Source organism: Chroococcidiopsis sp. CCNUC1 (assembly GCF_023546805.1).
Classification (GTDB): Bacteria; Cyanobacteriota; Cyanobacteriia; order Cyanobacteriales; family Chroococcidiopsidaceae; genus Chroococcidiopsis; species Chroococcidiopsis thermalis.
The window spans coordinates 316,269-341,877 of record NZ_CP097480.1 but is presented as its reverse complement, the minus strand read 5'-3'; the positions used below and the strand labels follow the sequence as shown (position 1 = coordinate 341,877).

The following is a 25,609-nucleotide window of genomic DNA, read 5'->3' as shown; positions in this document are numbered from 1 at the left end:
TAAACAGTAGTATTAGCAATTTGAGGAAATTATGACTATGCAGATATTAATGCAAGCAGCAGCAGATGCGGCAGTAAATCAGCCCCACTTTCCAATCTCTGCAACTCTAGTATATGTAGTTGGTTTTATTGCTGCTGCGACAATTGGTTCAGTTGCTTGGTATAATTCCAAGCGTCCTGTAGGTTGGGAAGATAAAGAGCGTCCCAGCGTAGTCCCAGAAGTGAAAAAAGAAGAAACTCCCGGAGTTGGCGAACCAAAATAAAAGTCAAAGGTCAAAAGTCAAAGGTCAAAAGTCAGTGTAGAGACGTTATATGTAATGTCTGTACAGAGTTATTAGTTATCAGCGATTAGTGACTGGTGAGGAGTGACTAGATCGAGAATTCAGCTACTAACCACCGATCGCTAGCCACTAGCCACTCATAACAAATGACCAACGACTAATTTTGAGTCTCTACCCAACGACGGTAGAGATTTTGGATCGCGTGAATTGCGGAATTGTGCATGGAATGATGCTCTGTTTCCTCTGAATGAGAAGACTCTATTTTGTTAAGCAATTGAGCTTCTTCTACGGCAACGTCGCCATCACTATAAATTAAGCCGCTAATAGCTTCAATCAAACTTTGGTAAGCTGTTTCACTAGGGCGATCGCCTAAATATGCTTGAATCCATTCATAACATTCTGTAGGCTGTACTGTTCGGAGTTCGTTGAGTAAAGGTCGAATCTCTGGATCGTCAGCCAAATTTTTTGCTTGAGCGACTTGCTGAAGATATTTTCTTTCCTCCGGTTGAATTTTGCCGTCCAACCAAGCAGCACCGATCAAGATTTTCATTAAATTTTTGGTATTAGAATTATTAGTCATTTTTGGTAATTAGTAGTTGGTTAGTCTTGTTTCTCTTTTCCAGTCACTAGCCACCAGCCACTAGTCACTGCTCCCTTCTCTTCAATCGAACCATAAAAAAGCCATCCATTTGATGCTGATGGGGAAATACTTTTAGCCAACCTGCGGTAGTGGAAAATGGAGTTGCAGGAGAATTGGGTGGAAGAGGATCGATTTGCCATTGGGAATGGCTTGATAAAAACCATTCCACTACTCTTTCATTTTCTAAAGGATGAAGAGTGCAAGTGGCGTAGACAAGAATGCCACCAGGTTTCACCCAGGTAGCCGTGCGATCGAGTAGTTCTTTTTGTAGGTTAGCAAGTTCTTGCACTGATGCGGGTGTTTGTCGCCAACGAGCATCGGCGTGGCGGTGCAAAGTTCCCAATCCAGAACAGGGAGCATCAAGCAACACGCGATCGGCTATATTCGTAAATTGAGTCAGAGAACGGCTATCGCCGGGACAAATTTTGATCGATCGCAATTGTAGGCGTTCGGCATTTACTTTAAGCTTATTCAAACGAGATGTCGTGCGATCGCAAGCCCAAATTGTTCCACGATCTTGCATCAATTCGGCTATGTGAGTTGTCTTACCTCCAGGTGCAGCACAAGCATCAATGACAACTTCCCCCGCTTGCGGATCGAGTACGTGACTCACAAGTTGAGCGCTACTATCTTGGACAGTCCACCATCCCGCACTATATCCAGGTAAATTCTGAATTGCACCAATACTTCCAGTCAACCTCAAGGCTTGGGGTAGATGGGGAAGCCGAGTTACAGACACCCCTGCTGCTTGCAACTGCGTTTCTACTTCTTCGATAGAAGTTTGTAAAGTATTAACTCGTAGATCGATCGCTGGCGGTTGATTAAACCATTCACATAGTTGTTCTGTTTCTACCAAACCCAACTGTTCCAACCACAATTCAATGATCCAATTAGGGTAACTGTGTAGAATTCCTAGTCTTTCAACTGGATCTTCTGGTAATGGGTAATGGGTAATGGGTAATGGGTAGTTGGTAGTTGGTTGTTTTTCCCCCTTGTCCCCCTTGTCCCCCTTGTCCCCTTGTCTCCCTTGTCTCCCCCCTCTGCCTTGTCCCCCTTGTCCCCCTTGTCCCCCTTGTCCCCCTTGTCCCCCTTGTCCCCCTTGTCTCCCTTGTCCCCCTTGTCCCCCTTGTCCCCCTTGTCCCCCTTGTCCCCCTTGTCTCCCTTGTCCCCCTTGTCCCCCTTGTCTCCCTTGTCCTCCGACTCCCGACTCCCGTACGGACGGGTTTGGAAACCCCCCCTACCGACTCCCGTAAAAACTGACGCAAAATCCCATTGACAAATCCCTTCAATCCGGCAAAACCATTAGTTTTCGCCAATTCCACTGTCGTGTTGACAGCGGCAGAAGAGGGAATTTGAGTCAGATAACATAGCTGGTATAAGCCAATGTGCAGAATTGTGCGTAAGTCGGGGGGTTGTTGATGAGATTTTTTTTTAGCTAAGCGATCGATCAGAACGTCGAGCGATCGCATTCTTCTGACGCTACCGTAGACTAATTCTGTTACCAAACGGCGATCGTTAGGATTTAAATTCGATTGACTAAGTACCCGATCTAAAGCGACATCTGCATATGCATCGCGATGTACTGCCTTGAGAGCGATAAAAGCTAGTTGGCGAGGATTTTCCATGCGCGATTATAAGTTAGCTCGATCGAATACACCAACTCATTTAAGTATAGGTACTAGTATGCAGCGACTTGGCGATCGGAGAAAAATTTAGTGCTTTCTTCCTTTAGTCAACCCGCAGCACGATTTTACCGCGCGTCCGTCCGCTTTGGCTTAACTGGTGTGCTTGTGCGGCTTCGCTCAAGGGTAGTACGGTTTCGACATACGGTTTAACTTGCCCTGAGTCGATGAAAGTGGTAATTTCATCTAATTGCGCCGCATTTGGTTGTACGTGGGTAATCGCAACTCGCACGCTGGCACTTTCTGGTGGTGAACCGACAATTGAAACGAGTATCCCATCTGGTTTGAGAACTTTGAGCGATCGCGCTCTTGTTTCACCACCAATTGTATCTAGAACCACATCGAGATCGCGCACGACATCTTCAAATGGTGTTGCCTGATAATCTATGACTTCGTCTACTCCCAATTTGCGGATAAATTCAGTATTCCGAGTAGAAGCCGTACCGATAACACGCGCACCCTTGGCTTTTGCTAATTGTACGGCGATCGATCCTACTCCACCAGATGCGGCATGAATCAGAATTTTTTGTCCTGCCTCTAAGTGCGCCGTATCAAACATTGCCTGCCAGGATGTCAGCGCTGCCACTGGTAAAGCTGCTGCTTGAATAAAGTCGATACTTTTGGGTTTTAGCGTGACTTCCGATTCTCTAGCAGCAATGTATTCAGCATACGTACCTTCCCGCCGCAAGCTAGCGTAGCCGTACACTTCATCTCCTGGCTTCAGTCGCCGTACTGCATCACCCACAGACTCCACAACTCCCGCAACATCAGCACCGAGAATATGGGGCAAATTGAAGGTTTTACCCACATATCCCTCGCGAATCTTCCAATCTACAGGATTTACTCCTGCTGCATAGATCCGAATCAAAACTTCATCTGCTGCGGGTTGAGGTAGCGGCACGTCTTCGTACTTCAAGACATCTACGCCACCATAAGCGTGCATCCGAATTGCTTTCATAAGTTGTATGGAGTATGTATAGAACAGTTAACCTCCAATCGCGCCGACAGCTGCCCCTTCATAAGCTGTATTCACGGCTACGTCTTTCCAAGCCTCCATCTCTGCCTTGACTGATTCTAGTTTTGTTTCAATTGCATCCACGGCATCTGCACCTAAAGCGAGTCTTAAAGGTGGGTTATCGCTATTTACGGCTTGAATCATTGCCTCGGCTGCTTTAACGGGATCGCCTGGTTGCTTGCCATCCATATCTTGCAGCCACTGACGGAGACCACCAACTATAGGTTCGTAGTCGGCAATTTGAGTATCGGCTAAAACGAGCGATCGCCCGTTGAAATCCGTCCTAAACGCCCCTGGTTCGACAATGATAATTTTAATCCCTAACGACTCTACTTCCTTGACAAGTGCTTCAGACAAGGCTTCTAGAGCAAACTTAGTCGCGCAATAGATCCCAGCGCCAGGAAAAGACACGAAACCACCTACCGAAGAAAGGTTGAGAATGTATCCACTGCGGTGCTGTCGCATCGAGGGTAGCACTGCTCGCATCATGTTCAGCGCCCCAAAAACATTCGTTTCAAACTGGCGGCGAGTTGCTTCATCGCTGAGTTCTTCCAACGCCCCCATCGTACCGTAGCCAGCATTATTTACCAATACGTCAATGCGTCCGAATTTAGCGATCGCCGTTTCTACTGCTGCCTTGACTTGTGCTGGCTGAGTCACGTCTAGCTGCACTGCTAGAGCGCGATCGGGATATTTTGTCTGAATATCTTCAACATGTTGGGGATTTCGTGCCGTTACTACGACTTTCTCGCCCCGATCTAATACTGCTTGGGCGATCGCTCTCCCGAACCCACTAGAACTACCTGTAATCAACCACACGCGAGAATTTTGCACAGATGTCATAAAACTCTCCAATTGCTGAATTGGTTTACTCTATGGCGCGATTGAATTGTCAGTTGTACGTTTTGGTTTGAAATTTTTAACCAAACTCAATTTGGTGCGATACAGCTAGCTGAGAACAAGAAAAGTATCGCTTAATTTTTACACTCGCTACTTTCTTAATTTCTGCTTTGTATTTTCAACGAGCGATAGTTCCTCATGCATATTTCAAGGTAGAACAATGAGAGCTATATTGTCAACTCAATTGCAGACCTATCGATCGTCAACTCGATTAAATCATATATTGATAAATCCCAATTAAGTTTCCATCAGGATCGCGTATATAAGCAGTTTTGAGATCGTAACTAGGATTAGCCATTGGCTCTCTAGTAAATTTAATTCCCTTTTGTTTTAATTCGTGACAAACTGTTTCTACATCGGCAACCACAAAAACTAACACGGCACGATCTTGACATTCTGCGTGAAGTGGGAGGCGATCGCTGCCAATTATTTCTGCCATTTCTTGCCGTTGCGAGATTGCTAGTTTCATATCTCCAGCGGCAAATTCAGCGTACCCTTCCTGAGTAGCATCTACTATTACCTTAAATTCCAAAATATCTCGATAGAAAGCAAAGCAAGCTTTCAGATCGGTAACTAAAAGTCTAGTGTAAGAGGTACGAACTTGCATAATTCAGTTATCAGTTGTCAGTTGTTAGTGTAGAGACGTTACATTTAACGTCTGTAGAAAGTTATCAGTTATCAGCAATCGCTCTATGAGCTTTTGACTTTTAACTTTTAATTTTTGACTTTTACTCATGAGGTTCGGTGAAAACGACTTCGTACAGGTGAAATTCGTTTTCTGATAAACCTTGCCAATATTCCCGCACGGGAGCAAATTTTGGTTCTTTGACTAGTAGTTCAAAATTATCGAGAGTTTGCCAAAATCCATAATTCATCGTGCGCGTTCCGTCAAGCGAACGGTGAAAATTTGCAGATAATAGATCGGGGTGTTCTAACGCAATTGTGACGTTTTCTCGCTCTAGCTCTATCAAGCGAGACTGATTTTCTGGCTTCATTCTAAATTCTCCCAGGTGAATTAAGCGCCCTGGAGAAATTGTGAGGTCTGCTGATTCCGGTAAAGAAATCGTTACCTCGTATACACGGGAGTCTAGTAAATGAAAATTGGCTAATTTAGCTGCTCCCCGCGCTTGTATTTCAGAGTTATTGAGGAAAGCTTTGTAATCTTCTAGAGTTTTCCACTGAGCGTAGTTTAGGACTCTGATACCGTCTAAACTTTTGTGGAGACTCGATGAAACAAAACCAGGTTGGTGCTTTACATCTGCCTCCACGAATTCCACAATTGTATTTATTAGTTCCTGCTGTTGTTCTGGTTCTACAGCAAAAATAATGATGACTGTAATAACCTCGTTGTGTTTGGCAATAGAAGGCATTTTTAAACCTCTACTCAGCTACAGCAATCCTCAATCGATCGCACCTTCGGTTACAGTCAGCTTTCTACACTGATAAGTGTCAACTGTCAACCAACTACCAATTGACGCGCCTCTATCGGTTCTCCTGTCAAACTGAAAGCCCGTACTTCGGTAATTTTGACTGTAACTAATTGCCCCTTAAGCTGGATAATATCGCCATCAAAGAACGTCAAACGATTTCCTCTGGTTCTTCCCATCACTTGCTGGGGATTTTTGGGGTTTTGGTCTTCTACTAAAACTTCCTCAACTCTACCTAAATAACGCTGCGATCGCGCTTGGGCTGTGGTGGCAACTAAATGATTTAATCTTTGCAGGCGATCGCTCTTGACTTCTTCACTTAATTGTGCATCCCACAAAGCAGCGGGAGTCCCGGGACGTGGGGAATAAGCGGCTGTATTCAAATGGTCGAAACCAATATCTGCCACTAATTTGAGCGTATTTTCAAACTGCGCTTCAGTTTCCCCAGGAAAGCCAACAATCGCATCAGCGCTAATTGAAGCATCGGGCATCAATTGCCGAATTTTATCGATAATCCGCCGATATTTTTCGTGGGTGTAACCCCGTGACATCCGTTTGAGGACTTCATTATCGCCCGATTGGAAGGGAATGTGAAAATGCTCGCATACCTTGGGTAACTCCGCACAAGCACGAATTAATCGTTCGGTGAAATAACGCGGGTGGCTGGTAGCAAAACGGAGGCGATCGACTCCTGGTACGTCGTGGACGTAGTAGAGTAAATCTGTCAGCGTGTGTAAGTGTCTGCCTTCTGGGGTTGTTCCTGGTAAGTCGCGCCCATAAGCATCGATATTTTGACCGAGTAAGGTAATTTCTTTATATCCCTGCTTGCCCAACTCTACCATCTCGGCTTTAATCGCCTCCGGCGTGCGAGACTGTTCTACACCACGCACGTTGGGAACCACGCAGTAAGTACAGCGTTCGTTGCAACCGTAGATAACGTTAACCCAAGCTGTTACGGTGCTATCGCGGCGCGGTTTCGTAATATCTTCGACAATTTGAATCGGTTCTGTTGCTACAACTTGATTGCCGTCGAATACTTGTTCTAACAATTCTTCTAAACGGTTGGCGTGTTGGGGTCCCATGACGAGATCGATTTCCGGTACTCGTCGCAGCAGTGTTTCGCCTTCCTGCTGTGCCACGCAACCAGCAACAACTATTGTCAAGTCTGCTTGTTCCTGCTTGCGCTTCGCCTGTCTGCCTAAGTAGGAATAAACTTTTTGCTCGGCGTTGTCCCGAATCGTGCAAGTATTGTAGAGGAGTAAACTTGCTTCATTCGGGTCTTCTGACCACTCGAAGCCCATATCCTCAAGGATGCCAGCCATGCGTTCGGAGTCAGCCTTGTTCATCTGGCAGCCAAAAGTGGTGATGTGATAGCGGCGGTTAGGAGCGATCATTACGTGCAGACAAGTTCGGATTTAGCTTTACATTTACCCATTATAGATTTTTGAACTATAGATTTTTACACGGATTTTTACGGTTCTAGCTCGACTCGCAGCTAAGCCGCAAGCTATTTTAGTAAAAAATATTACTGCAAGGAAGTTTTTCTTACGCAACATTACCGTATGATAAATCTTACTACCCCTAAATTGGGTGCAAAGCTCAAAGATGACAAAAGTTTCTGTTATTGTTTTGGTTTACAAGAGTGAGCCATATATTGCAGCGACAATTCATTCAGTGTTGGCACAGACTTACAAAAACTTTGAAATTCTAGTCATTGATGACGGTTCGCCCGATCGCAGTGTACAAATCTGTCAGCAATTTGACGATCCGAGAATTAGAATTATTCGTCAAGAAAATCGCGGCGTACCAGCGGCACGAAACACGGGAATTCGTCATGCAAAAGGAGAATATATCGCCTTTTTAGATGGAGACGATTTGTGGCTGCCGCAAAAATTAGAAAAACAAATTGCGCATTTAGAATCATCTCCTTTTGTTGGCATGAGTTTTTGTCGTTCTAGTTTTATCGATGAACGTGGTAAGTGTTTAGGAACTTATCAAATGCCAAAACTAAAAGGAATTAACTTATCATATCTAATTCGTTGTAATCCAATTGGAAATGGTTCGGCAGGAGTCATACGTCGTAAAGTTTTAGAAGATATCAAATTTACGCATCAACAACATGGCAATTTTGAAGATCGCTATTTTGACGAACAATTTAGGATATCGGGAGGAGAAACCGATTTTTTACTACGGATTCTGATTCAAACTCAATGGAAAATTGAAGGTATTCCCGCAGCTTTGACGCTATATAGAGTCAATTCTGGAGGGATGACAGCAAACTTATTGAAGCGGTTAGAATCTGCCAGCCAAGAAATTGAAAAAACTCGTTTGTACGCCCCAGAATTAAACTTGCGTTGGCGGGGAGTAATAAAATCTTATTACATCAGGTATTTAGCCCGCAGTGCCGTCCGGTTTCGGAAAGGAAAAACAGCTGTTAAATTAATTCATCTAGCTTTAGCTAATTATGGGAAATTAATATTTGAGGAACCCTATAGAACTCTCTCAACCCTAATAGCCGCTTACTTGCTCCTGCTACTACCGCAAAAATTATATAATCGAATTGAGACTTTAGCTATAAAGGCGATCGGCACTATCCAAGAACGAAAAATTAAACAAGATACGTTAAATATTCGTCATTGAAAATGACAAAAGTGAAAATCATCAATTACCAATTATCAATTACCACTTACCAATCGCAAAATGAATACCAGAGAAAAAATTATCCAAGAAATTGATTCCCTCAGCGAACCTCAGTTGCAGGCAATTTTAGAATCGATCTACTCACTGAAGCGAAAGTCGGAAACAAATCATAGCAAGGCAGTACAAGCTTTCTTAGTTTCTCTTGAAGAACGTCAGGAGGTTTACCGTCGCCTTGCAGAATCCTGAATTTTTAGAACTAAATGATATTTTGATTATTCACCAAATTTTACTCGAACAGTTTGGTGGTCTGCCTGGTATCAGAGATGAAGGCTTACTTGAATCTGCCATCTTCCAACCAAAAGCAACTTTCTTTGGTGAGTTACTGCATCCTACGATTCACGCACAAGCAGCTGCTTATCTCTATCATATTGCCAAAAATCATCCATTTCTAGATGGCAATAAGCGTACTGCTTTTGGTGCAATGGAAGCGTTTTTGCGTTTAAATGGCTGCAATTTAAGCTTTTCTGATGAGCAAGCCTACCAAATAGTACTACAAGTAGCTCAAGGTGAAATTAGTAAGGAAGAACTTACCTTACTATTAAAACAACACATAAAGCCACAGTAAGCGATCGCCAGATATTTCTCGCTCGATTTGTCATATTTTCTCATAATTATAAATAATAGTGGGAGGTGCGATCGCAGACCAACAGACAACCACTCACCACTCACTACTCACTTTCCATATGAGAAATTTGCGGGGATTCATCAAACTTCTAGAAGAAAGAGGACAATTGCGGCGAATTACCGCATTAGTCGATCCCGATTTAGAAATTGCCGAGATTTCTAACCGGATGTTACAACAAGGTGGTCCTGGTTTATTGTTCGAGAACGTCAAAGGTTCGCCCCATCCCGTAGCAGTTAACTTGATGGGGACGGTAGAAAGGATCTGCTGGGCGATGAACATGCAGACACCCCAAGAATTAGAAGAACTGGGGAAAAAGCTGAGTATGCTGCAACAGCCAAAACCACCGAAGAAGATTTCTCAAGCGGTAGAATTTGGCAAGGTGTTATTTGATGTTGTCAAAGCCAAACCAGGAAGAGACTTTTTTCCCGCTTGTCAGCAAGTCGTGGTTCAAGGCGACGAACTCGATTTAAATAAACTTCCCCTAATCCGTCCCTATCCAGGGGATGCAGGCAAAATTATCACGCTGGGTTTAGTCATTACCAAAGATTGCGAGACAGGTACGCCTAACGTCGGCGTGTATCGCTTACAACTACAATCGCGTAACACGATGACCGTACATTGGTTATCGGTACGGGGTGGGGCAAGACATTTGCGTAAAGCCGCAGAAAAAGGTAAGAAATTAGAAATAGCGATCGCCCTTGGTGTAGATCCTTTAATTATCATGGCGGCGGCTACTCCTATCCCTGTCGATTTATCAGAATGGCTGTTCGCCGGACTTTATAGCGGTTCTGGAGTGAACTTAGCAAAGTGCAAAACCGTAGATTTAGAAGTTCCCGCCGACTCCGAATTTGTCTTAGAAGGAACCATTACCCCAGGGGAAGTTTTACCCGATGGTCCTTTCGGCGATCATATGGGTTATTACGGTGGATTGGAAGATTCGCCCTTGGTGCGTTTCCACTGCATGACTCACCGCCAAGATCCAATTTATTTGACCACATTTAGCGGTCGTCCGCCAAAAGAAGAAGCAATGATGGCGATCGCGCTCAATCGGATCTATACTCCTATTCTGCGGCAACAAGTTTCTGAAATTGTCGATTTCTTCCTCCCAATGGAAGCTTTAAGCTACAAAGCCGCGATTATCTCCATTGATAAAGCTTACCCTGGGCAAGCGCGGCGGGCAGCTCTAGCTTTTTGGAGTGCCTTACCCCAATTTACTTATACTAAATTCGTGATTGTGGTGGATAAGGACATCAATATTCGCGATCCGCGTCAGGTAGTATGGGCAATTAGTTCTAAAGTTGACCCTACCAGAGATGTGTTTATTTTGCCCAATACACCCTTCGATAGCCTCGATTTCGCCAGCGAGAAAATTGGTTTAGGCGGACGCATGGGAATTGATGCAACTACCAAAATTCCCCCTGAAACAGAACATGAATGGGGCGCACCTTTAGAATCCGATCCTAATGTAGCAGCAATGGTAGAAAGGCGTTGGAGTGAATATGGTTTGGCAGATTTGCAACTAGGAGAAGTCGATCCAAATTTGTTCGGTTACGATATGCGTTAAATCGGTTTCGTAGGGGCACACAGCTGTGCGCCCCTACAAGTTATGGTGTAGATTGCGATCGCTAAATTGAATTCAATCAAAATTTTTATTGGAAAAAGCGATCGTAATCATAGCTTGTCGTAATCTAAAGGCTGTGCTAATCCTTCGGCAATTTCTTGTTTAGCCTGTTTAGCAGCAGCAATCAATTTGGGTTGAGTTTTCGCAACTAAATTATCCCACTTAAGCTTATCTTCTGAAGGCTAGTAAGTATCTACAACTAATAGTTAGGATGAGCATTGCCCATACGATCTTTACTTCTCATCACTAGAGAAATCTATACATTTCTTTGCGCCTTTGCGTCTTTGCGTGACATTAATAGCTTAAATCTATGCAAGTAGAAAATATGTCTGAGAAATTTAAATCGCAACTTCAGCAAATGACAAACGAGGAACTGATAGACTTTGCCCTAGAACACGTAGGAGAAGAACACGACAGCATTCGCAAAGCTGCACTACAAGAACACTATTTGAGAATTAAAGACGATCCTAATACAGTTACCGCTCCACCAGGAAACATTGAAATTTTAAAATCATACCTATCGCGACTCCAAAACAAATAAAAAAAGTTTCCCCACCACTTGCTAGCAACCTGACATAAAACCTGCCACAGTCACTACCAAGAGTGGGGAGACATTTGCTGATATTAAACCAAAACAAATTTGAGCTACTTTAGCAAACTCAAAAACTATGACATCGCCTGAATGATATAGTCAAAATAAGGTGCTGCTTCTGCTGCTTCTTCCGCACTCAATAGAGACAAAGAAGCATTCTTCAAACAGCGAATTGACTCAACCATACCAGGAACGGGAACGCCCAGAGAATTATACATTTCTCTGACACCGACCAAACCGATCTTTTCAATCGGCTCTTTATCCCCAGCTAGCACGCCATAAGTAATTAGACGCAGATACCAGCCGTAGTCCCGCAAACACAGCGCCCGCTGACGTTCGCCATAGGCATTTCCACCAGGGGCGATAAAGTCAGGACGTTTTTGCCACAGTTTTTTACTTGCTTCCTGAACGATTTTCTTTTCGTTTTCGGCTAGGGTTGCGGCGATGCGCATCCGCTGTATGCCTGTTTGCAAAAAGTTTTTAATGTTTTCGAGTTCGCCAGCGCTGGGATAGCGCAGCTCATCATCGGCTTTGAGAATAACTTGGCTTACTACACTCATGATTATAGGTAATGAGTCAGAATATCATTTGTAGTTTAGCGATTTCATGTCCCCCAAATAAAGGGATCTTTTCAGTTATGTCTGTTACAAGGGGACAAAATTTACAAAACATGAGCGATCGCACTCCCGACCGCTGGCAACAGGGCGACTTGGTAGAAGTATCCATTACCGATCTAAATGATAGTGGTGATGGGGTGGGGCGTGTCAACAGTAGGGTTGTCTTTATTCCCGACACTACCCCAGGCGATCGCGCTAAGGTGCGTTTGGTGCGTGTCAAGCCGCAATACGCCTACGGTAAACTCCAAGAACTACTCGAATCTTCTAGCGATCGCATTCGTCCGCGCTGCATCGTAGCTGATAAATGCGGCGGCTGTCAGTGGCAGCATATCGCCTACGAACATCAACTGGAAGCCAAGCGCCATCAAGTTATCCAGACATTAGAACGAATTGGCAGCTTTGTTAATCCCCCTGTCGATGCTGTTTTAACAGGGAATGCCGATCTCGGTTATCGTAACAAAGCTACATATCCTTTAGGAAAATCGGCTACAGGACAAATCCAAGCAGGCTACTACCAAAAAGGCAGCCATCAGTTAATTAACCTAAATCAATGCCCCGTCCAAGATCCTCGCCTCAACCCTCTGCTAGCAGAAGTCAAACAAGACATTCAACAGCGGGGATGGCGGGTATATGACGAAAAACACCACAGAGGACAAGTACGCCATTTAGCCTTACGAATCGGTCGCCGTACGGGAGAAATGCTGCTAACTCTAGTAGTAAAAGATTGGGACTTACCTGGAATTGAAACCCAGGCGCAAGAATGGTTAAACAGGTATCCGCAGCTAGTCGGAGTCTCGTTAAATCGTCAAAGCGATCGCACCAACGTTATTTTTGGCAGTGAAACCCGATGTATTGCCGGACACCCGTATCTACTAGAAATTTTTGCGGATTTAAAGTTTCATGTGCTACCCGATACATTCTTTCAAGTGTATACGGAGGTGGCTGAGGCACTCTTGCAGGAAATTACTCAACACCTGAATTTACAAGGTGACGAAATCTTAGTAGATGCATATTGTGGCATTGGCACTTTAACCTTACCCCTAGCCCAAAAAGTGCGACAAGCAATCGGTTTAGAAGTTCAATCCGCCGCTGTTGAACAAGCCCAAAACAACGCCCGACTCAACCAGATTACCAACACTACATTTCAAGTCGGAGAAGTCGAAAAACTGCTGCCCCAACTCGAAACGACTCCAGATATTGTACTGCTCGATCCACCCCGCCAAGGATGCGATCGCGCCGTCATTGAAACTCTACTGCAAACCCAGCCGCAGCGGATCGTCTACGTCAGTTGTAAAGCCGCCACCCTTGCCCGCGATTTAAAATTGCTCTGTCAAAATGGCAAATACCGCCTTACCAGAGTCCAACCAGCCGACTTTTTCCCCCAAACCGCCCATGTGGAGTGTGCAGCCTTCTTGGAGAGGGAGAGTGGGGTGTAGGGTGTGGGGTGTGGGGACAAGGAGGACAAGGGGGACAAGGGGGACAAGGGGGACAAGGGGTCCCCGCGACCGAAGGGAGTGGGGATTAGGGGGCGAAGGGGGACAAGGAGGACAAGGAGGACAAGGGGGACAAGGGGGACAAGGGAGACAAGGAAGACAAGGAAGAATTTCTAGTCACTAGCCACCAGCCACTAGCTACTGATAACAATTACCCATTACCCATTACCCATTACCAACTCCCCTATTAGGTATAATTACGATAGATCCGCATAAATGTGTAGGATAGAAGATAACAAAGATGCTAATATTGATTAAGAGGCAGCTGCCAATTTTAATCTCGATCAATACAATTCAAGTGAAAATACAGTCAACGCATATATAACGCATATATAAGGTTGGCTGTTGTTTTTGAAGGTTGGCAGATATCCAAGGGGCTATATGCTGTTGAGGAAGAAAGGCTGGATTCGCTCGATTGGTTGTCTATATGGAGTGGCGATCGCAGATCGTACGCACAAGTTTTTTACAGCTTCGCAGTAGTTCTTTCAGCTATTGCACGTCAGCAACGTTTGCTTTGACTGCACACAAACGAAGTAAATCGTACCTAGCGTTTGTTAATTCGTTATGTTTGTCGCTCAGCAAGTTCGTGTCATTAATAGCCGGAAGCTACGGAGTTTTTTGTAGTGATTACTATCTCATCGCGTCCAGTTGGGCGTAACTGGAGTACGATTAGCTTTGCCTCTACGCTCTATTTGTGTTCTATCCTCGATTTACTCTTAGCAGAAGTACCGTGTCGGTTGCAAGCAGAACTACGCCTGGGTTTGCAGGAAGCACTAGTTAATGCAGCTAAACACGGGAACAAGCTAGATCCCGGTAAGGTTGTCATCGTCCGATTTTCTTACACGGACGACCATTACTGGTGGATTATTTCCGATCAAGGTTGCGGTTTTGAGCGTCCTTGCTGTGAGTGCGACACTCTCGATCCTGAAGCGTATTTGCCTTCAACAGAATCGGAAAACGGTCGCGGTACTTGTATTTTATACAAAATATTCGATCGCGTAATTTGGAATGCAGCCGGAACAGAACTCAGACTTGGTAAGCAAATGGGTAGCCGCTTCCGTTTACCTCTGCTTAATTAGGGGCAAGGAGTGAGGAGCGAGGAGCGAGGGGAATTCAAAATTCAAAATTCAAAATTTGGAAGTCGGAAAACCTCAGAAATTTCTCCTCTGCTCCCCTGCACCTGAAGAAGCTCCTTTGTCCCCCTTGTCTACCCTGTCTCCTGGTTCTTTCTCCCTTACTCCTCACTCCTCACCCCTTTTTGATGAGTAGGGCAAGGTGGAGCAGAGATCGAGCGATCTAACCAGCCAACTGCCTGTTGTAACCTTGGTAATGCTTCTTCTGGTTGGTCTTTAAGTAAAAAGACGATCGCCGCCGCTGCTTGTTCGTTGGCTCTAGCTTTACGATTAGACTTAAGCTTGTGCCACTCATCAGGGGAAATTGACAACCTTTCCAGCAAAGCTTGGGCTAGTTCCTGCGTGCTAAATTCGCTTAACGATGATTTTCGATCCAACTTGGTAGGTTGAAGCATACTGGTGGGCATATTAGTTTCGATCGCTAATCTAACAAATATCGATGCAACCGCCACAGCCATCAGAATCACCTGCACCATCAGAGGATGAGTTGGAAAACTCGATCGCCGAAGTTGAGCGATCGCTTGTTGCCCTGAAACAACGCTACGCTCAAGTAAAACAAGACAAACAGCAGCAAGCAGAACTCCAGCAGCAATTAAAACAGGTTAAGCGAGACATCGAGCGATCGCGATCGCCACACTCAAAAGTACAGTTAAAGGCAGAACTAAAGCAAATTCAAGCACAACTAGAAACTATAGAAGTCAACCTCGAAAGCCAATTATTTTCTTGGGGAAGCCTGAAAGCCCCTTTCTGGCAAGCTGTCCGCTTCGGTGGCTTAGGAGTTATTGTAGGCTGGATATTAAAGTCATGTACTGGGTAATGGGTAATTGGTAATGGGTAATCGGCAAGTCAAAAGTCAAAAATGAACGGTTAAAACGATTGACTACCCACTACTCCCTACTCCCTACTCCCTACTCCCTACTCCCTACTCCCTTTTATGAAGCGACGCATTATTGAAATTTTACGCAACGGACAATCAGATGAGTCTGTGACAGTTCAGGGTTGGGTACGCACCAAACGCGATTTAAAAGGGTTTGCGTTTGTAGAAGTGAACGATGGATCGTCCCTGGCAAGTTTGCAAGCGGTACTGAAGGCGGAAATGCCAGACTACGAAGCAACTCTGAAGCAGATTAATACAGGCGCTTCGGTGGAAATTAGCGGGGTGCTAGTGCCTTCGCAAGGTAAAGGGCAAAGAATTGAATTGCAAGCCGAAACCGTAAAAGTGTTCGGTGATGCCGATCCCGAAACATACCCATTGCAGAAAAAACGCCACTCATTTGAATTTTTGCGGACAATCGGACATTTGCGATCGCGTACCAATTCGTTAGGGGCAGTTTTTCGCGTCCGTAACGCCTGTGCGACGGCAATCCATCAGTTCTTTCAAGAACGGAGTTTCTTGTGGGTTCACACCCCTGTGATTACCCGTAACGATTGCGAAGGCGCGGGGGAACTATTTACAGTTACGAGTTTGGATCTGAAAAAGATTCCGCAGACTGAAAACGGCAAAATCGATTACAGCCAAGATTTTTTTGGCGGACAAGCTTTTTTAACTGTCAGCGGACAATTAGAAGCTGAAGTCATGGCGATGGCGTTTAGCAACGTCTACACATTTGGTCCTACATTTCGGGCAGAAAATTCTAATACATCTCGACATTTAGCAGAATTTTGGATGGTGGAGCCAGAAATGGCTTTTTGCGATTTAGTGGGAAATATGGATTTAGCAGAAGCGTTTTTAAAGCATATTTTCAAATATGTTTTGGAAACTTGTCCAGAAGATATGGAATTTTTCAATCAGCGAATTGATGATTCTGTGTTGGCAACGGCTGATAATATTATCAACAACCAATTTGAACGAATTACTTATACAGAGGCGATCGCGCAGTTAGAAAAAGCTTCAAAAACCTTTGAATATCCGGTTGAGTGGGGATTGGATTTACAATCGGAACACGAACGTTACTTAGCAGAAGAGTTATTTAAAAAGCCAGTTATCGTTACCGATTATCCGAAGCAGATTAAAGCCTTTTATATGCGGGTAAACGATGACGATAAAACCGTTCGTGCTATGGATGTTCTCGCGCCTAAGATTGGCGAAATTATTGGTGGCTCTCAACGGGAAGAACGGTTAGAAGTTTTAGAAAAACGGATGCAATCTCAAGATATCAATCCTGACGATTTGTGGTGGTATTTAGACTTGCGCCGTTATGGTACTGTGCCTCATGCTGGTTTTGGTTTGGGGTTTGAAAGGTTAGTCCAATTTATGACGGGTATGGGCAATATTCGCGATGTCATTCCCTTCCCGCGTGCGCCATTGAGTGCCGAGTTTTAATTTTGTGGTGGGCATTGCCCACCCTACAGCTAAGCTGTCTATAAACATGATTGAGGTTGAGCAAGTGGTTAGTGGCTACTGAGATTTAGATACATTGTTTGAGTAAGACAGATGCTGATAAAATATATTGAAACTGCAATGCATCAAGCAACATATGAGTTGCTAGAAGATGGAACTTTTTACGGTAGAATTCCTGATTGTCAAGGTGTGTGGGCAAATGCAGAAACTCTAGAAGCTTGCCGAGACGAGCTACAAGAGGTTTTAGAAGGCTGGATTCTTTTGGGGTTACAGCTTGGACATCAGCTTCCCGTGCTAGATGATATCGATCTTTCTTTTAAAAAGGAAGCTGCTTGATGCCTCTTTTTGGACCAATTAGCCGCAAAGACTTAATTACCTGCTTGCGTGCTTTAGGTTTTGATGGATCTTATTCAGGCAAAAAACACCAATTCATGATAATAAGGAACCCTGCGCCTACGAATACCTAACCCTCATAGAGGTGACATTAGTAAAGGGTTGCTGGCTCAGATTTTAGCTGAAGCAGGTATTAGTCGCGACGAATGGGAAAGTATTTAAAGTTAGCAGTAGAAGTAGGCAGCGTTACCAACCTACTCGCTGCGATCGGGCAAAATAGCAAAAGGGATGGCAGAATAGCAAAATGCTGCGATCGTACTTAAACTAAAACGTAAGATGAAGTTTCAACCGCCTCTGATTGGCATCACCACATCGGGACAGATGCTTACAGGCAATTTCTCTCTATCTAAATTTTATGTGGAAGCAATACGCTCGGCAGGAGGTGTACCGATACTAATTCCAGCGGGAGAACCTAACCTCGCTGCTATGTTTGCTCAGTTAGATGGTTTAGTTTTCTCTGGTGGAGGTGATATCGATCCCGACATGTATAATGGGGTGTGTCATCCTACGATTTACAATATCGACCCAGAACGCGATCGCTCGGAAATTTCTCTAGCGCAATTGGCTTTGGCTACTGAAATACCAATTTTGGGTATTTGTCGCGGCTTAGAAATACTAGTGGTAGCTACTGGTGGCAGCCTGATTCCTCACTTACCCGATGAGTTTGGCGAAGTTATAGCCCATCGAGCTGACCAAGCGCTTTCAACTGAGCATACTGTAAAAATTGCTCCAGATACTCACTTAGCCCAAATTGTCGGTACGTTAGAAGTACCTGTCGTTTCTTGGCATCATCAAGCAGTTGGTACTATTCCCTCTGAGTGGCGGATTGCGGCAAAAGCACCGGATGGAGTCATCGAAGCTTTAGAACACGGAAATCATCCTTGGGCGATCGCGCTACAATGGCATCCTGAAATGTCTATTCAAGATTCATCCCAATATCGGATCTTTCACGCTTTTGTCACTGCGGCAAGAACGAGAATGGGAATGTGGAAAACTGCTTAATCAACGAATAGGGTGTGGGGTGTTGGTAAATGGTAATTGGTAATTGGTAATTGGTAATTGGAAAGTCGTAAATTGAACTTCACTGGTAACTGGTAACTGGTAACTGATTAGCGGCGGCGCTGTTGGAGTTTGCGGTAAACGTCTTTCAAATCAACGTGGTGATGTGCTAGGGCGACTAAAGTATGGTATAGCAAATCTGCTACTTCCCCGCGATCGCATCTGGTTCGTCGTCTTTAAATGCCATCACCACCTCAGCCGACTCCTCGCCAATTTTCTTTAAAATTTTATTGTCTCCCCCTGCTAAGAGCTTGCAAGTGTAAGAACCTTCTTGAGGACGATCGCGGCGATCGCTAATGATGGCAAATAATTGAGACAGAGTGTCTGCTGGTGGTGGAACAATCTGTCCATCTTCGCGGTGAAAACAACTCCGTTCCCCTGTATGGCAAGCAATATCACCTATTTGTTCGGCACTGATGAGAATTGCATCGCTATCGCAATCGTAACGGAGCGATCGCACTTTTTGGATGTGTCCTGATGTCGCTCCTTTATGCCATAGTTCTGTACGGGAACGACTCCAAAACCAAGTCTCGCCAGTCTCCAAAGTTTTTTGCAACGACTCGCGATTCATCCACGCCAACATCAACACCGTACCGTCTAAATAGTCCTGGACGATGGCTGGTACTAATCCGCGTTCGTCATAGCGAATTTTGTCCAGCGGAATAGCTTGAGCAAAAGAATTTAATTCTGGATTGGAGGACATATAAGAACCCTGACACGATCGACAGTGGCATACTCAATTCAAGATACCACTGCCGATCTATTATCAGTTGTTGATTGTCAGTTATTGATTGTCAGTTCTCAGCCAGCAGCGATCGCTGGCTGGAAGAGTTGGGAGTTAGAGTGTTTCACCCACCACGCACCACTCACCACTGAATGATTAAACACTTGTGACTAAATTTCTGGCAGAATAGATCTTTACGGCAGTTAGAGCTGCTTTATGAGCTTGTGCTGTTTCTCCATACCATTGAATGGTTGAATTATAAGCAGCTCGATACAAATCTTGTGCTGCTTCAGGTAAGCGATCGCGGATTTCCGCAGGTAAATCTTGATTGGTTCGGTATAACATAATTTTATTCTTTTTTTATCGTGTAATTTATTACCTTAGGTGTTTTGAATTGAACCCACAAACCCCAAAAGACAGAGTTTTAATATTCAACTTAGGAGAGAACCTTGGTTAATACCAGCATTAAAACCACCAAATCAGAAGAGATTTTTGCCGCTGCTCAGAAACTCATGCCCGGGGGCGTTAGTTCTCCAGTCCGAGCTTTTAAATCTGTAGGCGGACAGCCGATCGTATTCGATCGCGTTGAGGGGGCATATATTTGGGATGTCGATGGCAATAAATACATCGATTATGTCGGGACTTGGGGTCCCGCCATTTGCGGACACGCTCATCCAGAGGTGATCGCTGCTTTACACGCCGCCTTAGAAAAAGGTACGAGCTTCGGTGCGCCTTCTGTTTTGGAAAACGTGCTAGCGGAGATGGTGATTGATGCCGTCCCTAGCATTGAAATGGTACGCTTCGTCAACTCTGGTACGGAAGCTTGTATGGCAGTCCTGCGCTTGATGCGGGCTTTTACAGGACGAGATAAGATTATCAAGTTTGAAGGCTGCTATCACGGTCATGCCGATATGTTTCTGGTGAAAGCTGGTTCTGGGGTTGCTACCCTCGGTTTACCAGATTCTCCAGGTGTACCTAAGTCTGCTACCAGCAATACTCTGACTGCGCCTTACAACGATCTAGAAACGGTCAAAGCATTATTTGAAGAAAATCCCGATGAAATTGCTGGTGTCATTTTAGAGCCAGTTGTCGGTAATGCTGGCTTTATTTCTCCCGATGCCGGCTTTTTGGAAGGATTGCGAGAAATTACCCGCGATCGCGGTGCGTTGCTCGTGTTTGATGAAGTCATGACAGGCTTTCGGATTGCCTACGGTGGCGCTCAAGAGAGATTTGGCATCACCCCTGACTTAACTACGTTGGGTAAAATTATCGGTGGCGGTTTGCCTGTAGGCGCTTACGGCGGACGCAAAGATATCATGTCTATGATTGCCCCAGCAGGTCCTGTCTATCAAGCTGGAACGCTTTCTGGTAATCCCCTAGCAATGACAGCAGGGATTAAAACTTTGGAATTGCTGCAAAAGCCTGGGACATACGAAGCGCTCGATCGCATCACGAAAAAGTTAGCTGATGGAATGCTGCAAGTTGCCAAAGAAACAGGACACGCCGCTTGTGGCGGGCAAATTAGCGGGATGTTTGGTTTCTTCTTTACCGAAGGACCAGTACATAATTACGAAGACGCTAAAAAGGCAGATTTAATCAAATTCAGCCGTTTCTATCGCGGGATGTTAGAGCGAGGAATCTATCTCGCGCCTTCTCAATTTGAAGCTGGCTTTACCTCTTTAGCTCACACCGATGCGGATGTAGAGCAGACTTTAGCCGCTGCTAGAGAAGTGCTAATGTCAGTGACCAGTTACCAGTGACCAGTGACCAGTGATTAGTGACTCCTGAGTAGTAGCCACTCGCTTTCACAAGTTAACCTGTTGTAACGAAAGCACACCTTTTCCTTTCTTCACCACCGCGATCGCCCAGCGCCTTCGCGGTTTGTTTTCACATCCTGAATTAGTACATCTGTATTAAGATAAAAAACAGAGAGTTCAAGGACTGCAACTCACTCCCTGCTCCCTGCTCCCTACTCCCTATTCTTTCGGCAACATCGCCCAAATTTGTTCGACAAACTGCTGGTGATCCACGACTGGTTTTGAAATGTAACCGTCTGCACCGCTTTGGCGCAGAAAGTTTTCGCGATCGCCTTCCATAACGTGGGCTGTGACGAGGATAATTGGTAACTTAGCAGTTTGCGGATTTGACTTTAGCATTTGGGTAATCTTGATCCCATCCACGGCTTTACCCTGATAAACGCTGCGCGAAAGAGAAACATCCATCAAAATAATATCGACTTGTCCAGATGTCGCAATCTCCATGACCTCTTCTACATTTTCCGTATGCTTTGTCTCTAAGCCACCACGTTTTGTCAAAATTTTGGCAAAAACGCGAGCATTTATAGGGTCATCCTCTACAATCAAAACGGTTTTCATCATAACTTTGTTACAGGAGATTGCATATTAAATTGACAGCGGACGTAAGCTATGACAGCATTCTCTGGCTGTTGTTAAGGTACGAATAAAATTTTCCTTTAGTAGAATTGCATACTTAAAGCGAAAAAACAGGAGTGGGTAGATTGAAATCTAAGCGCGATCGTCGCTAATCCAGAATAATACTGGGAATTACTCATCGGCTACTATTAGTATCTTTTTGTAAGCAAATAAATTAGGATGCTGAGGGTAAGCTTTGTAAAGATACTATTAAATTTTTGGCGTTTGTCGTTATCAAGTAGGAAACATCACTCATGGCAAAACAATTAAACCTTCTCCCAGCGGGACAGGTGATTCCCACAGCCCTGCATACAGAAATGCAACGGTCTTATCTGGAATATGCCATGAGCGTAATTGTAGGGCGGGCATTACCAGACGTACGTGATGGCTTAAAACCAGTTCACAGACGAATTTTATATGCCATGCACGAACTGGGATTAACTCCCGATCGCCCTTATCGTAAATGCGCCAGGGTAGTAGGTGACGTACTCGGTAAGTACCATCCCCACGGCGACCAAGCGGTATACGATGCTTTAGTCCGTCTCGTACAAGACTTTTCCAGCCGCTATCCCTTGCTGGCGGGACACGGTAACTTCGGTTCGGTAGATAACGACCCACCAGCAGCAATGCGTTACACCGAGACTCGCCTCGCACCAGTTGGGAATGAGGCGATGCTGACTGAAATTGGCGAAGAAACAGTTGATTTTATCGGCAATTTCGACAATTCCCAACAAGAACCAGTCGTATTACCAGCTCAACTACCGTTTTTATTGCTCAACGGTGCGTCAGGAATTGCTGTGGGGATGGCGACAAATATTCCTCCCCATAATTTGGGAGAAATCATCGATGGTTTAGTTACGCTGATCGACCAACCAGAATTATCAGACGACAAGCTATTTGAGTTAATCCCTGGACCCGACTTTCCCACTGGGGGCGAAATTATTGGCAGTACGGGAATTCGCGAAGCTTACACCACTGGACGAGGTAGTATTACCATCAGAGGGATTGCTCAAATTGAAGAAATTCAAACTGGGGTCAAGCGATCGCGCCGCACGACAGCAATCGTCGTGACAGAATTACCCTATCAAGTTAATAAAGCAGGTTGGATCGAAAAAGTCGCGGAATTAGTTAATCAGGGTAGGATTGAGGGCATTGGCGACTTGCGAGATGAAAGCGATCGCCAAGGGATGCGGGTAGTGATAGAACTCAAACGAGATGCCGATCCGCAGGTTGTTTTGCGCCAGTTGTACCATCACACTTCCCTGCAAACAAATTTTGGGGCAATTTTCCTCGCTTTAGTAGATCAACAACCGCGTCAACTTTCCTTAAGACAGCTATTACAGGAATTTTTAAATTTCCGCGAACAAACTCTGATTCGGCGCTACACTCACGACTTAAATCGCGCCGAAAGTCGCGCGCATTTGGTAGAAGGGTTGCTGACAGCTTTATCCCATTTGGATGAAGTTATTACAATTTTGCGGCAGGCAAGCGATGGTAGTACGGCTAAAATCACCCTGCAAAATGAGTTGCAATTGAGCGAAGCCCAAGCCGATGCAATCTTAGCAATGCCCATGCGTCGCCTGACGGGTTTGGAACGAAAGAACCTGCAAACTGAATTTGAATCTCTCAGCGAACAGATTCAAACTTTGCGACGGTTGTTAAGCGATCGCCACGAGTTATTAAAAGCATTGAAAAAAGATTTGCGATCGCTCAGACGTAAATTTGCCGACTCTCGCCGGACTCGCATTGGCACTCAAGAAGCAGAAGAACAGAGCAAGAAAAGCTCATCAATTCCGAATTCGGAATTCGGAATTCGGAATTCGGAAGAAGTTGCTTTAGAGTTTACCCAAAAAGGGTATGTCAGAAGGTTAGCTGTTAATGGTAATAAGCCAGGAAGGAAGCCGAAGTCAGACAACGGTTTGATGGAAAATGACTTTGTGATTCAAACCACAACCGCTAAGACAGATGAGAATTTAGTCGTGTTTACCAGTGGTGGAAAGGTTTACCCGTTGCAGGTGGGCGATATTCCTCCTAGTAGCGGGCGATCGCTACGGGGTACGCCATTGATTGGTTTGCTGCCAGGATCGGCTGCTAACGGTACGGAAAGTATTGTGACTCAACTGCTATTACCCGCAGAAACAGAAAACATCCAAGCGCTGTTCATGACTCAATTAGGACGAGTGAAGCGCTTAGCTGCATCGGAGTTACAAAATCTGACCAATCGCGGTTTGACAGTGGTGAAGTTCAAGGATGAAGACCGCTTGTTAGGCGTGCAACCGATCGAACCAGGACAATTTTTGATCCTCGCTTCAGCGGGAGGTAGGCTGTTAAGGTTTGGTATAGATGACGAGCAATTGCCAATTCTAGGACGCACGGCAATGGGAATGCAAGGCTTGCGGCTGCGAAAACAAGAAGAAATGGTTGGCGGAGTGGCAATAGACGATCTCAAAACTAATTTGTTGCTCGTCACCCAAGAAGGATATGCGAAGCGAATACCCGCCCATGTATTGCGTCAAGGCAATCGCGGCGATATTCCAACTCAAGCTTTAGCTTTTAGCAGCAAATCGGATCGGCTGGCAGGAATTGTATCGGCAACAGTAAGTGAGGTCGCTTTGCTTACCAGCAATCAACGGATCGTGCGCCTACCTGTAGATAAAATAGGCAAGTGGGGCAAAGAAGGTACGGGCGATCGCCTCCGCGATATTAAGGACAACGAAAGAATTGTCTCTGTTATTGCCATTCCAGCTACCAACTCATTGATAGAGTAATATTTTTGAAACACAAATCCCAACTCCCATGTTCAAATCCAGTGAGTTTTACAATTTTGACTTTTGACTTTTCACTTTTGACTTACTGAATCGTGATCCAAGTTGCTTTAGAAAACGTCAGTAAGATTTACGGCAAAGTCCAAGCCGTGCAGTCTGTCAGTCTCGACGTGCAGCAAGGAGAATTTTTCACGCTGCTGGGGGCTTCTGGTTCGGGAAAAACAACTTTATTGCGGCTGATTGGCGGTTTTGAAACCCCCGATACTGGCTGTATTTACATTGGGGGCAAAGATGTGAGTCGTCTGCCTGCCTATAAACGTAACGTCCATACGGTGTTTCAGGACTACGCCTTGTTTCCCCACCTATCGGTATTTGAGAATGTGGGTTATGCTTTGCAGGCAAAGCGATCGCCTGTGGCAGAAATTAGCCAACGAGTTACGGAAGCTTTGAAACTCGTCCAACTCGCAGAAATGGCGCAGAGGCTACCTGCTCAACTTTCCGGCGGACAAAAACAACGGGTAGCTTTAGCACGGGCAATTGTCGATCGCCCTGACGTATTACTTTTAGACGAACCGCTTTCAGCTTTGGATGCCAAAATTCGGATGGAACTGCGGCAGGAATTGAAACAACTCCAACGTCAGACAGGAATTAGTTTTATTTATATCACCCACGACCAAGAAGAAGCCCTAGCTTTGAGCGATCGCATAGCAATTTTGAAATCTGGCAAGCTATTACAAGTCGGCACGCCTTTAGAAGTCTACGAACAGCCTGCCGATTTATATGTAGCTGAATTTATCGGACGGGCAAATTTTCTCGATGGCATGTTGTTAAGCGTAGATGGTAATCGGGGAAGAGTGCAAATTGGTGAGACAGCAGTAGTTGAAGGAACAGTAGTTGAAGGAACGACCGCAGCGATTTCTCCTGGTAATGCAGTACGATTAGTCGTGCGTCCAGAAAATATTTGCCTAAATCACGCCAATATTGGTCATGCAGCCACAATTATTCAAAGTCAATATCTCGGTTATGCTACGAGTTATTTAGTTCAGGCGATCGGACTCAATTTTCATGTCATGGAACTGCGACGACGCGGAACTAGCCCCTACAAAGAGGGAGAACGAGTTTTTATCTCTTGGGAATGGATGGAAGCATTGATTTTTTCTACAAACTAAG

27 protein-coding genes and 2 pseudogenes are annotated in these 25,609 nt (G+C 45.0%); 17 read left to right on the top strand and 12 right to left on the bottom strand.

The annotated features are described in order from the left end of the window. Positions 1-37 precede the first annotated feature (37 nt). Positions 38-262: a photosystem II assembly protein Psb35 gene (psb35, locus tag M5J74_RS01645; protein ID WP_041462317.1), complete on the top strand. Its 225-nt coding sequence runs from the start codon at positions 38-40 to the stop codon at positions 260-262. 175 nt (positions 263-437) lie between these two features. Here psb35 and M5J74_RS01640 read toward each other — a convergent pair whose 3' ends face one another. From M5J74_RS01640 to miaB, 7 genes and pseudogenes are all read right to left on the bottom strand, one after another. Then, positions 438-860: a TerB family tellurite resistance protein gene (locus M5J74_RS01640; protein WP_015152407.1), complete on the bottom strand. Its 423-nt coding sequence runs from the start codon at positions 858-860 to the stop codon at positions 438-440. A gap of 64 nt (positions 861-924) precedes the next feature. Further along, a pseudogene (gene rsmB / locus M5J74_RS33210) lies at positions 925-2,545 on the bottom strand (16S rRNA (cytosine(967)-C(5))-methyltransferase RsmB). 103 nt (positions 2,546-2,648) lie between these two features. Continuing rightward, the gene (locus M5J74_RS01625; RefSeq protein WP_015152406.1) at positions 2,649-3,560 is read right to left on the bottom strand and encodes an NADP-dependent oxidoreductase; all 912 of its coding nucleotides are present in this window, start codon (positions 3,558-3,560) and stop codon (positions 2,649-2,651) included. Positions 3,561-3,587: 27 nt separating this feature from the next. Next, entirely contained in the window at positions 3,588-4,460 is an 873-nt protein-coding gene (locus M5J74_RS01620; RefSeq protein ID WP_250015068.1) for an oxidoreductase, read from the bottom strand. Between the two features lie 268 nt (positions 4,461-4,728). Next, positions 4,729-5,124, bottom strand: coding sequence for a VOC family protein (locus M5J74_RS01615; protein ID WP_015152404.1), 396 nt, complete (start codon positions 5,122-5,124; stop codon positions 4,729-4,731). Between the two features lie 121 nt (positions 5,125-5,245). Next, entirely contained in the window at positions 5,246-5,887 is a 642-nt protein-coding gene (locus M5J74_RS01610; RefSeq protein ID WP_015152403.1) for an antibiotic biosynthesis monooxygenase, read from the bottom strand. 86 nt (positions 5,888-5,973) lie between these two features. Then, positions 5,974-7,338: a tRNA (N6-isopentenyl adenosine(37)-C2)-methylthiotransferase MiaB gene (gene miaB / locus M5J74_RS01605; protein ID WP_015152402.1), complete on the bottom strand. Its 1,365-nt coding sequence runs from the start codon at positions 7,336-7,338 to the stop codon at positions 5,974-5,976. A 211-nt stretch (positions 7,339-7,549) separates the two neighbouring features. Here miaB and M5J74_RS01600 point away from each other — a divergent pair, with 211 nt between their 5' ends. The 5 genes from M5J74_RS01600 to M5J74_RS01580 all read left to right on the top strand — a co-directional run bounded on the left by M5J74_RS01600 (position 7,550) and on the right by M5J74_RS01580 (position 11,431). Further along, positions 7,550-8,584 carry a glycosyltransferase family 2 protein gene (locus M5J74_RS01600; protein WP_250015066.1) on the top strand — a complete coding sequence of 345 codons (1,035 nt, stop codon included), beginning with the start codon at positions 7,550-7,552 and terminating at the stop codon, positions 8,582-8,584. 60 nt (positions 8,585-8,644) lie between these two features. Further along, entirely contained in the window at positions 8,645-8,830 is a 186-nt protein-coding gene (locus M5J74_RS01595) for a hypothetical protein (protein WP_015152400.1), read from the top strand. Next, positions 8,817-9,209, top strand: coding sequence for a type II toxin-antitoxin system death-on-curing family toxin (locus M5J74_RS01590; RefSeq protein ID WP_106168887.1), 393 nt, complete (start codon positions 8,817-8,819; stop codon positions 9,207-9,209). Before M5J74_RS01595 ends, M5J74_RS01590 begins: the two co-directional genes overlap by 14 nt. 118 nt (positions 9,210-9,327) lie before the next feature. Continuing rightward, on the top strand, positions 9,328-10,833 hold the full coding sequence (locus M5J74_RS01585) for a UbiD family decarboxylase (RefSeq protein WP_250015064.1): 1,506 nt from the start codon (positions 9,328-9,330) through the stop codon (positions 10,831-10,833). Between the two features lie 367 nt (positions 10,834-11,200). After that, positions 11,201-11,431, top strand: coding sequence for a hypothetical protein (locus M5J74_RS01580; RefSeq protein WP_250015063.1), 231 nt, complete (start codon positions 11,201-11,203; stop codon positions 11,429-11,431). Positions 11,432-11,556: 125 nt separating this feature from the next. Here the strand turns inward: M5J74_RS01580 and M5J74_RS01575 are convergent, their stop codons facing one another. Then, complete coding sequence (locus M5J74_RS01575) at positions 11,557-12,042, bottom strand: allophycocyanin subunit alpha-B (protein WP_015152396.1); 486 nt, start codon at positions 12,040-12,042, stop codon at positions 11,557-11,559. 77 nt (positions 12,043-12,119) lie between these two features. Between M5J74_RS01575 and rlmD the strand changes: the two genes are divergently transcribed. The 3 genes from rlmD (at position 12,120) to M5J74_RS01560 (ending at position 14,671) form a co-directional block, all read left to right on the top strand. Then, positions 12,120-13,535, top strand: a complete 1,416-nt coding sequence (gene rlmD / locus M5J74_RS01570; RefSeq protein WP_250015062.1) for a 23S rRNA (uracil(1939)-C(5))-methyltransferase RlmD — start codon at positions 12,120-12,122, stop codon at positions 13,533-13,535. Continuing rightward, a complete protein-coding gene (locus M5J74_RS01565; protein ID WP_250015060.1) occupies positions 13,525-13,716 on the top strand; it encodes a hypothetical protein in 192 nt (63 codons plus the stop codon). The genes rlmD and M5J74_RS01565 overlap by 11 nt, the downstream gene beginning before the upstream one ends. Before the next feature lie 499 nt (positions 13,717-14,215). After that, a complete protein-coding gene (locus M5J74_RS01560) occupies positions 14,216-14,671 on the top strand; it encodes an anti-sigma regulatory factor (protein WP_106167451.1) in 456 nt (151 codons plus the stop codon). Positions 14,672-14,826: 155 nt separating this feature from the next. On the opposite strand, the gene M5J74_RS01555 is transcribed toward M5J74_RS01560, so the two are convergent. Further along, positions 14,827-15,120 carry a DUF6439 family protein gene (locus tag M5J74_RS01555; RefSeq protein ID WP_015152393.1) on the bottom strand — a complete coding sequence of 98 codons (294 nt, stop codon included), beginning with the start codon at positions 15,118-15,120 and terminating at the stop codon, positions 14,827-14,829. Between the two features lie 44 nt (positions 15,121-15,164). Here M5J74_RS01555 and M5J74_RS01550 point away from each other — a divergent pair, with 44 nt between their 5' ends. The 4 genes from M5J74_RS01550 (at position 15,165) to M5J74_RS01535 (ending at position 18,461) form a co-directional block, all read left to right on the top strand. Further along, on the top strand, positions 15,165-15,542 hold the full coding sequence (locus tag M5J74_RS01550; RefSeq protein ID WP_015152392.1) for a hypothetical protein: 378 nt from the start codon (positions 15,165-15,167) through the stop codon (positions 15,540-15,542). Between the two features lie 117 nt (positions 15,543-15,659). Then, on the top strand, positions 15,660-17,048 hold the full coding sequence (gene asnS, locus M5J74_RS01545; protein ID WP_250015058.1) for an asparagine--tRNA ligase: 1,389 nt from the start codon (positions 15,660-15,662) through the stop codon (positions 17,046-17,048). A gap of 111 nt (positions 17,049-17,159) precedes the next feature. Then, positions 17,160-17,402 carry a type II toxin-antitoxin system HicB family antitoxin gene (locus tag M5J74_RS01540; protein WP_015152390.1) on the top strand — a complete coding sequence of 81 codons (243 nt, stop codon included), beginning with the start codon at positions 17,160-17,162 and terminating at the stop codon, positions 17,400-17,402. Positions 17,403-17,735: 333 nt separating this feature from the next. Continuing rightward, positions 17,736-18,461 (top strand): gamma-glutamyl-gamma-aminobutyrate hydrolase family protein, encoded by a 726-nt coding sequence (locus tag M5J74_RS01535; protein WP_015152388.1) that lies wholly within the window; start codon positions 17,736-17,738, stop codon positions 18,459-18,461. A gap of 107 nt (positions 18,462-18,568) precedes the next feature. Here the strand turns inward: M5J74_RS01535 and hisIE are convergent. Continuing rightward, a pseudogene (gene hisIE / locus M5J74_RS01530) lies at positions 18,569-19,221 on the bottom strand (bifunctional phosphoribosyl-AMP cyclohydrolase/phosphoribosyl-ATP diphosphatase HisIE). A 24-nt stretch (positions 19,222-19,245) separates the two neighbouring features. Here hisIE and M5J74_RS01525 point away from each other — a divergent pair. Then, complete coding sequence (locus M5J74_RS01525; RefSeq protein ID WP_158631846.1) at positions 19,246-19,398, top strand: hypothetical protein; 153 nt, start codon at positions 19,246-19,248, stop codon at positions 19,396-19,398. Here the strand turns inward: M5J74_RS01525 and M5J74_RS01520 are convergent, their stop codons facing one another. Then, on the bottom strand, positions 19,399-19,587 hold the full coding sequence (locus M5J74_RS01520) for a ChaB family protein (RefSeq protein ID WP_015152386.1): 189 nt from the start codon (positions 19,585-19,587) through the stop codon (positions 19,399-19,401). A gap of 104 nt (positions 19,588-19,691) precedes the next feature. Here M5J74_RS01520 and hemL point away from each other — a divergent pair, with 104 nt between their 5' ends. Next, positions 19,692-21,002, top strand: a complete 1,311-nt coding sequence (gene hemL, locus M5J74_RS01515; RefSeq protein ID WP_106167454.1) for a glutamate-1-semialdehyde 2,1-aminomutase — start codon at positions 19,692-19,694, stop codon at positions 21,000-21,002. A 216-nt stretch (positions 21,003-21,218) separates the two neighbouring features. Here hemL and M5J74_RS01510 read toward each other — a convergent pair whose 3' ends face one another. Then, on the bottom strand, positions 21,219-21,617 hold the full coding sequence (locus M5J74_RS01510) for a response regulator (RefSeq protein ID WP_041462315.1): 399 nt from the start codon (positions 21,615-21,617) through the stop codon (positions 21,219-21,221). Between the two features lie 311 nt (positions 21,618-21,928). Between M5J74_RS01510 and gyrA the strand changes: the two genes are divergently transcribed. Beyond that, on the top strand, positions 21,929-24,442 hold the full coding sequence (gyrA, locus tag M5J74_RS01505; RefSeq protein WP_250015054.1) for a DNA gyrase subunit A: 2,514 nt from the start codon (positions 21,929-21,931) through the stop codon (positions 24,440-24,442). A 92-nt stretch (positions 24,443-24,534) separates the two neighbouring features. Beyond that, on the top strand, positions 24,535-25,608 hold the full coding sequence (locus M5J74_RS01500) for an ABC transporter ATP-binding protein (protein WP_015152382.1): 1,074 nt from the start codon (positions 24,535-24,537) through the stop codon (positions 25,606-25,608). Position 25,609: the final 1 nt, after the last annotated feature.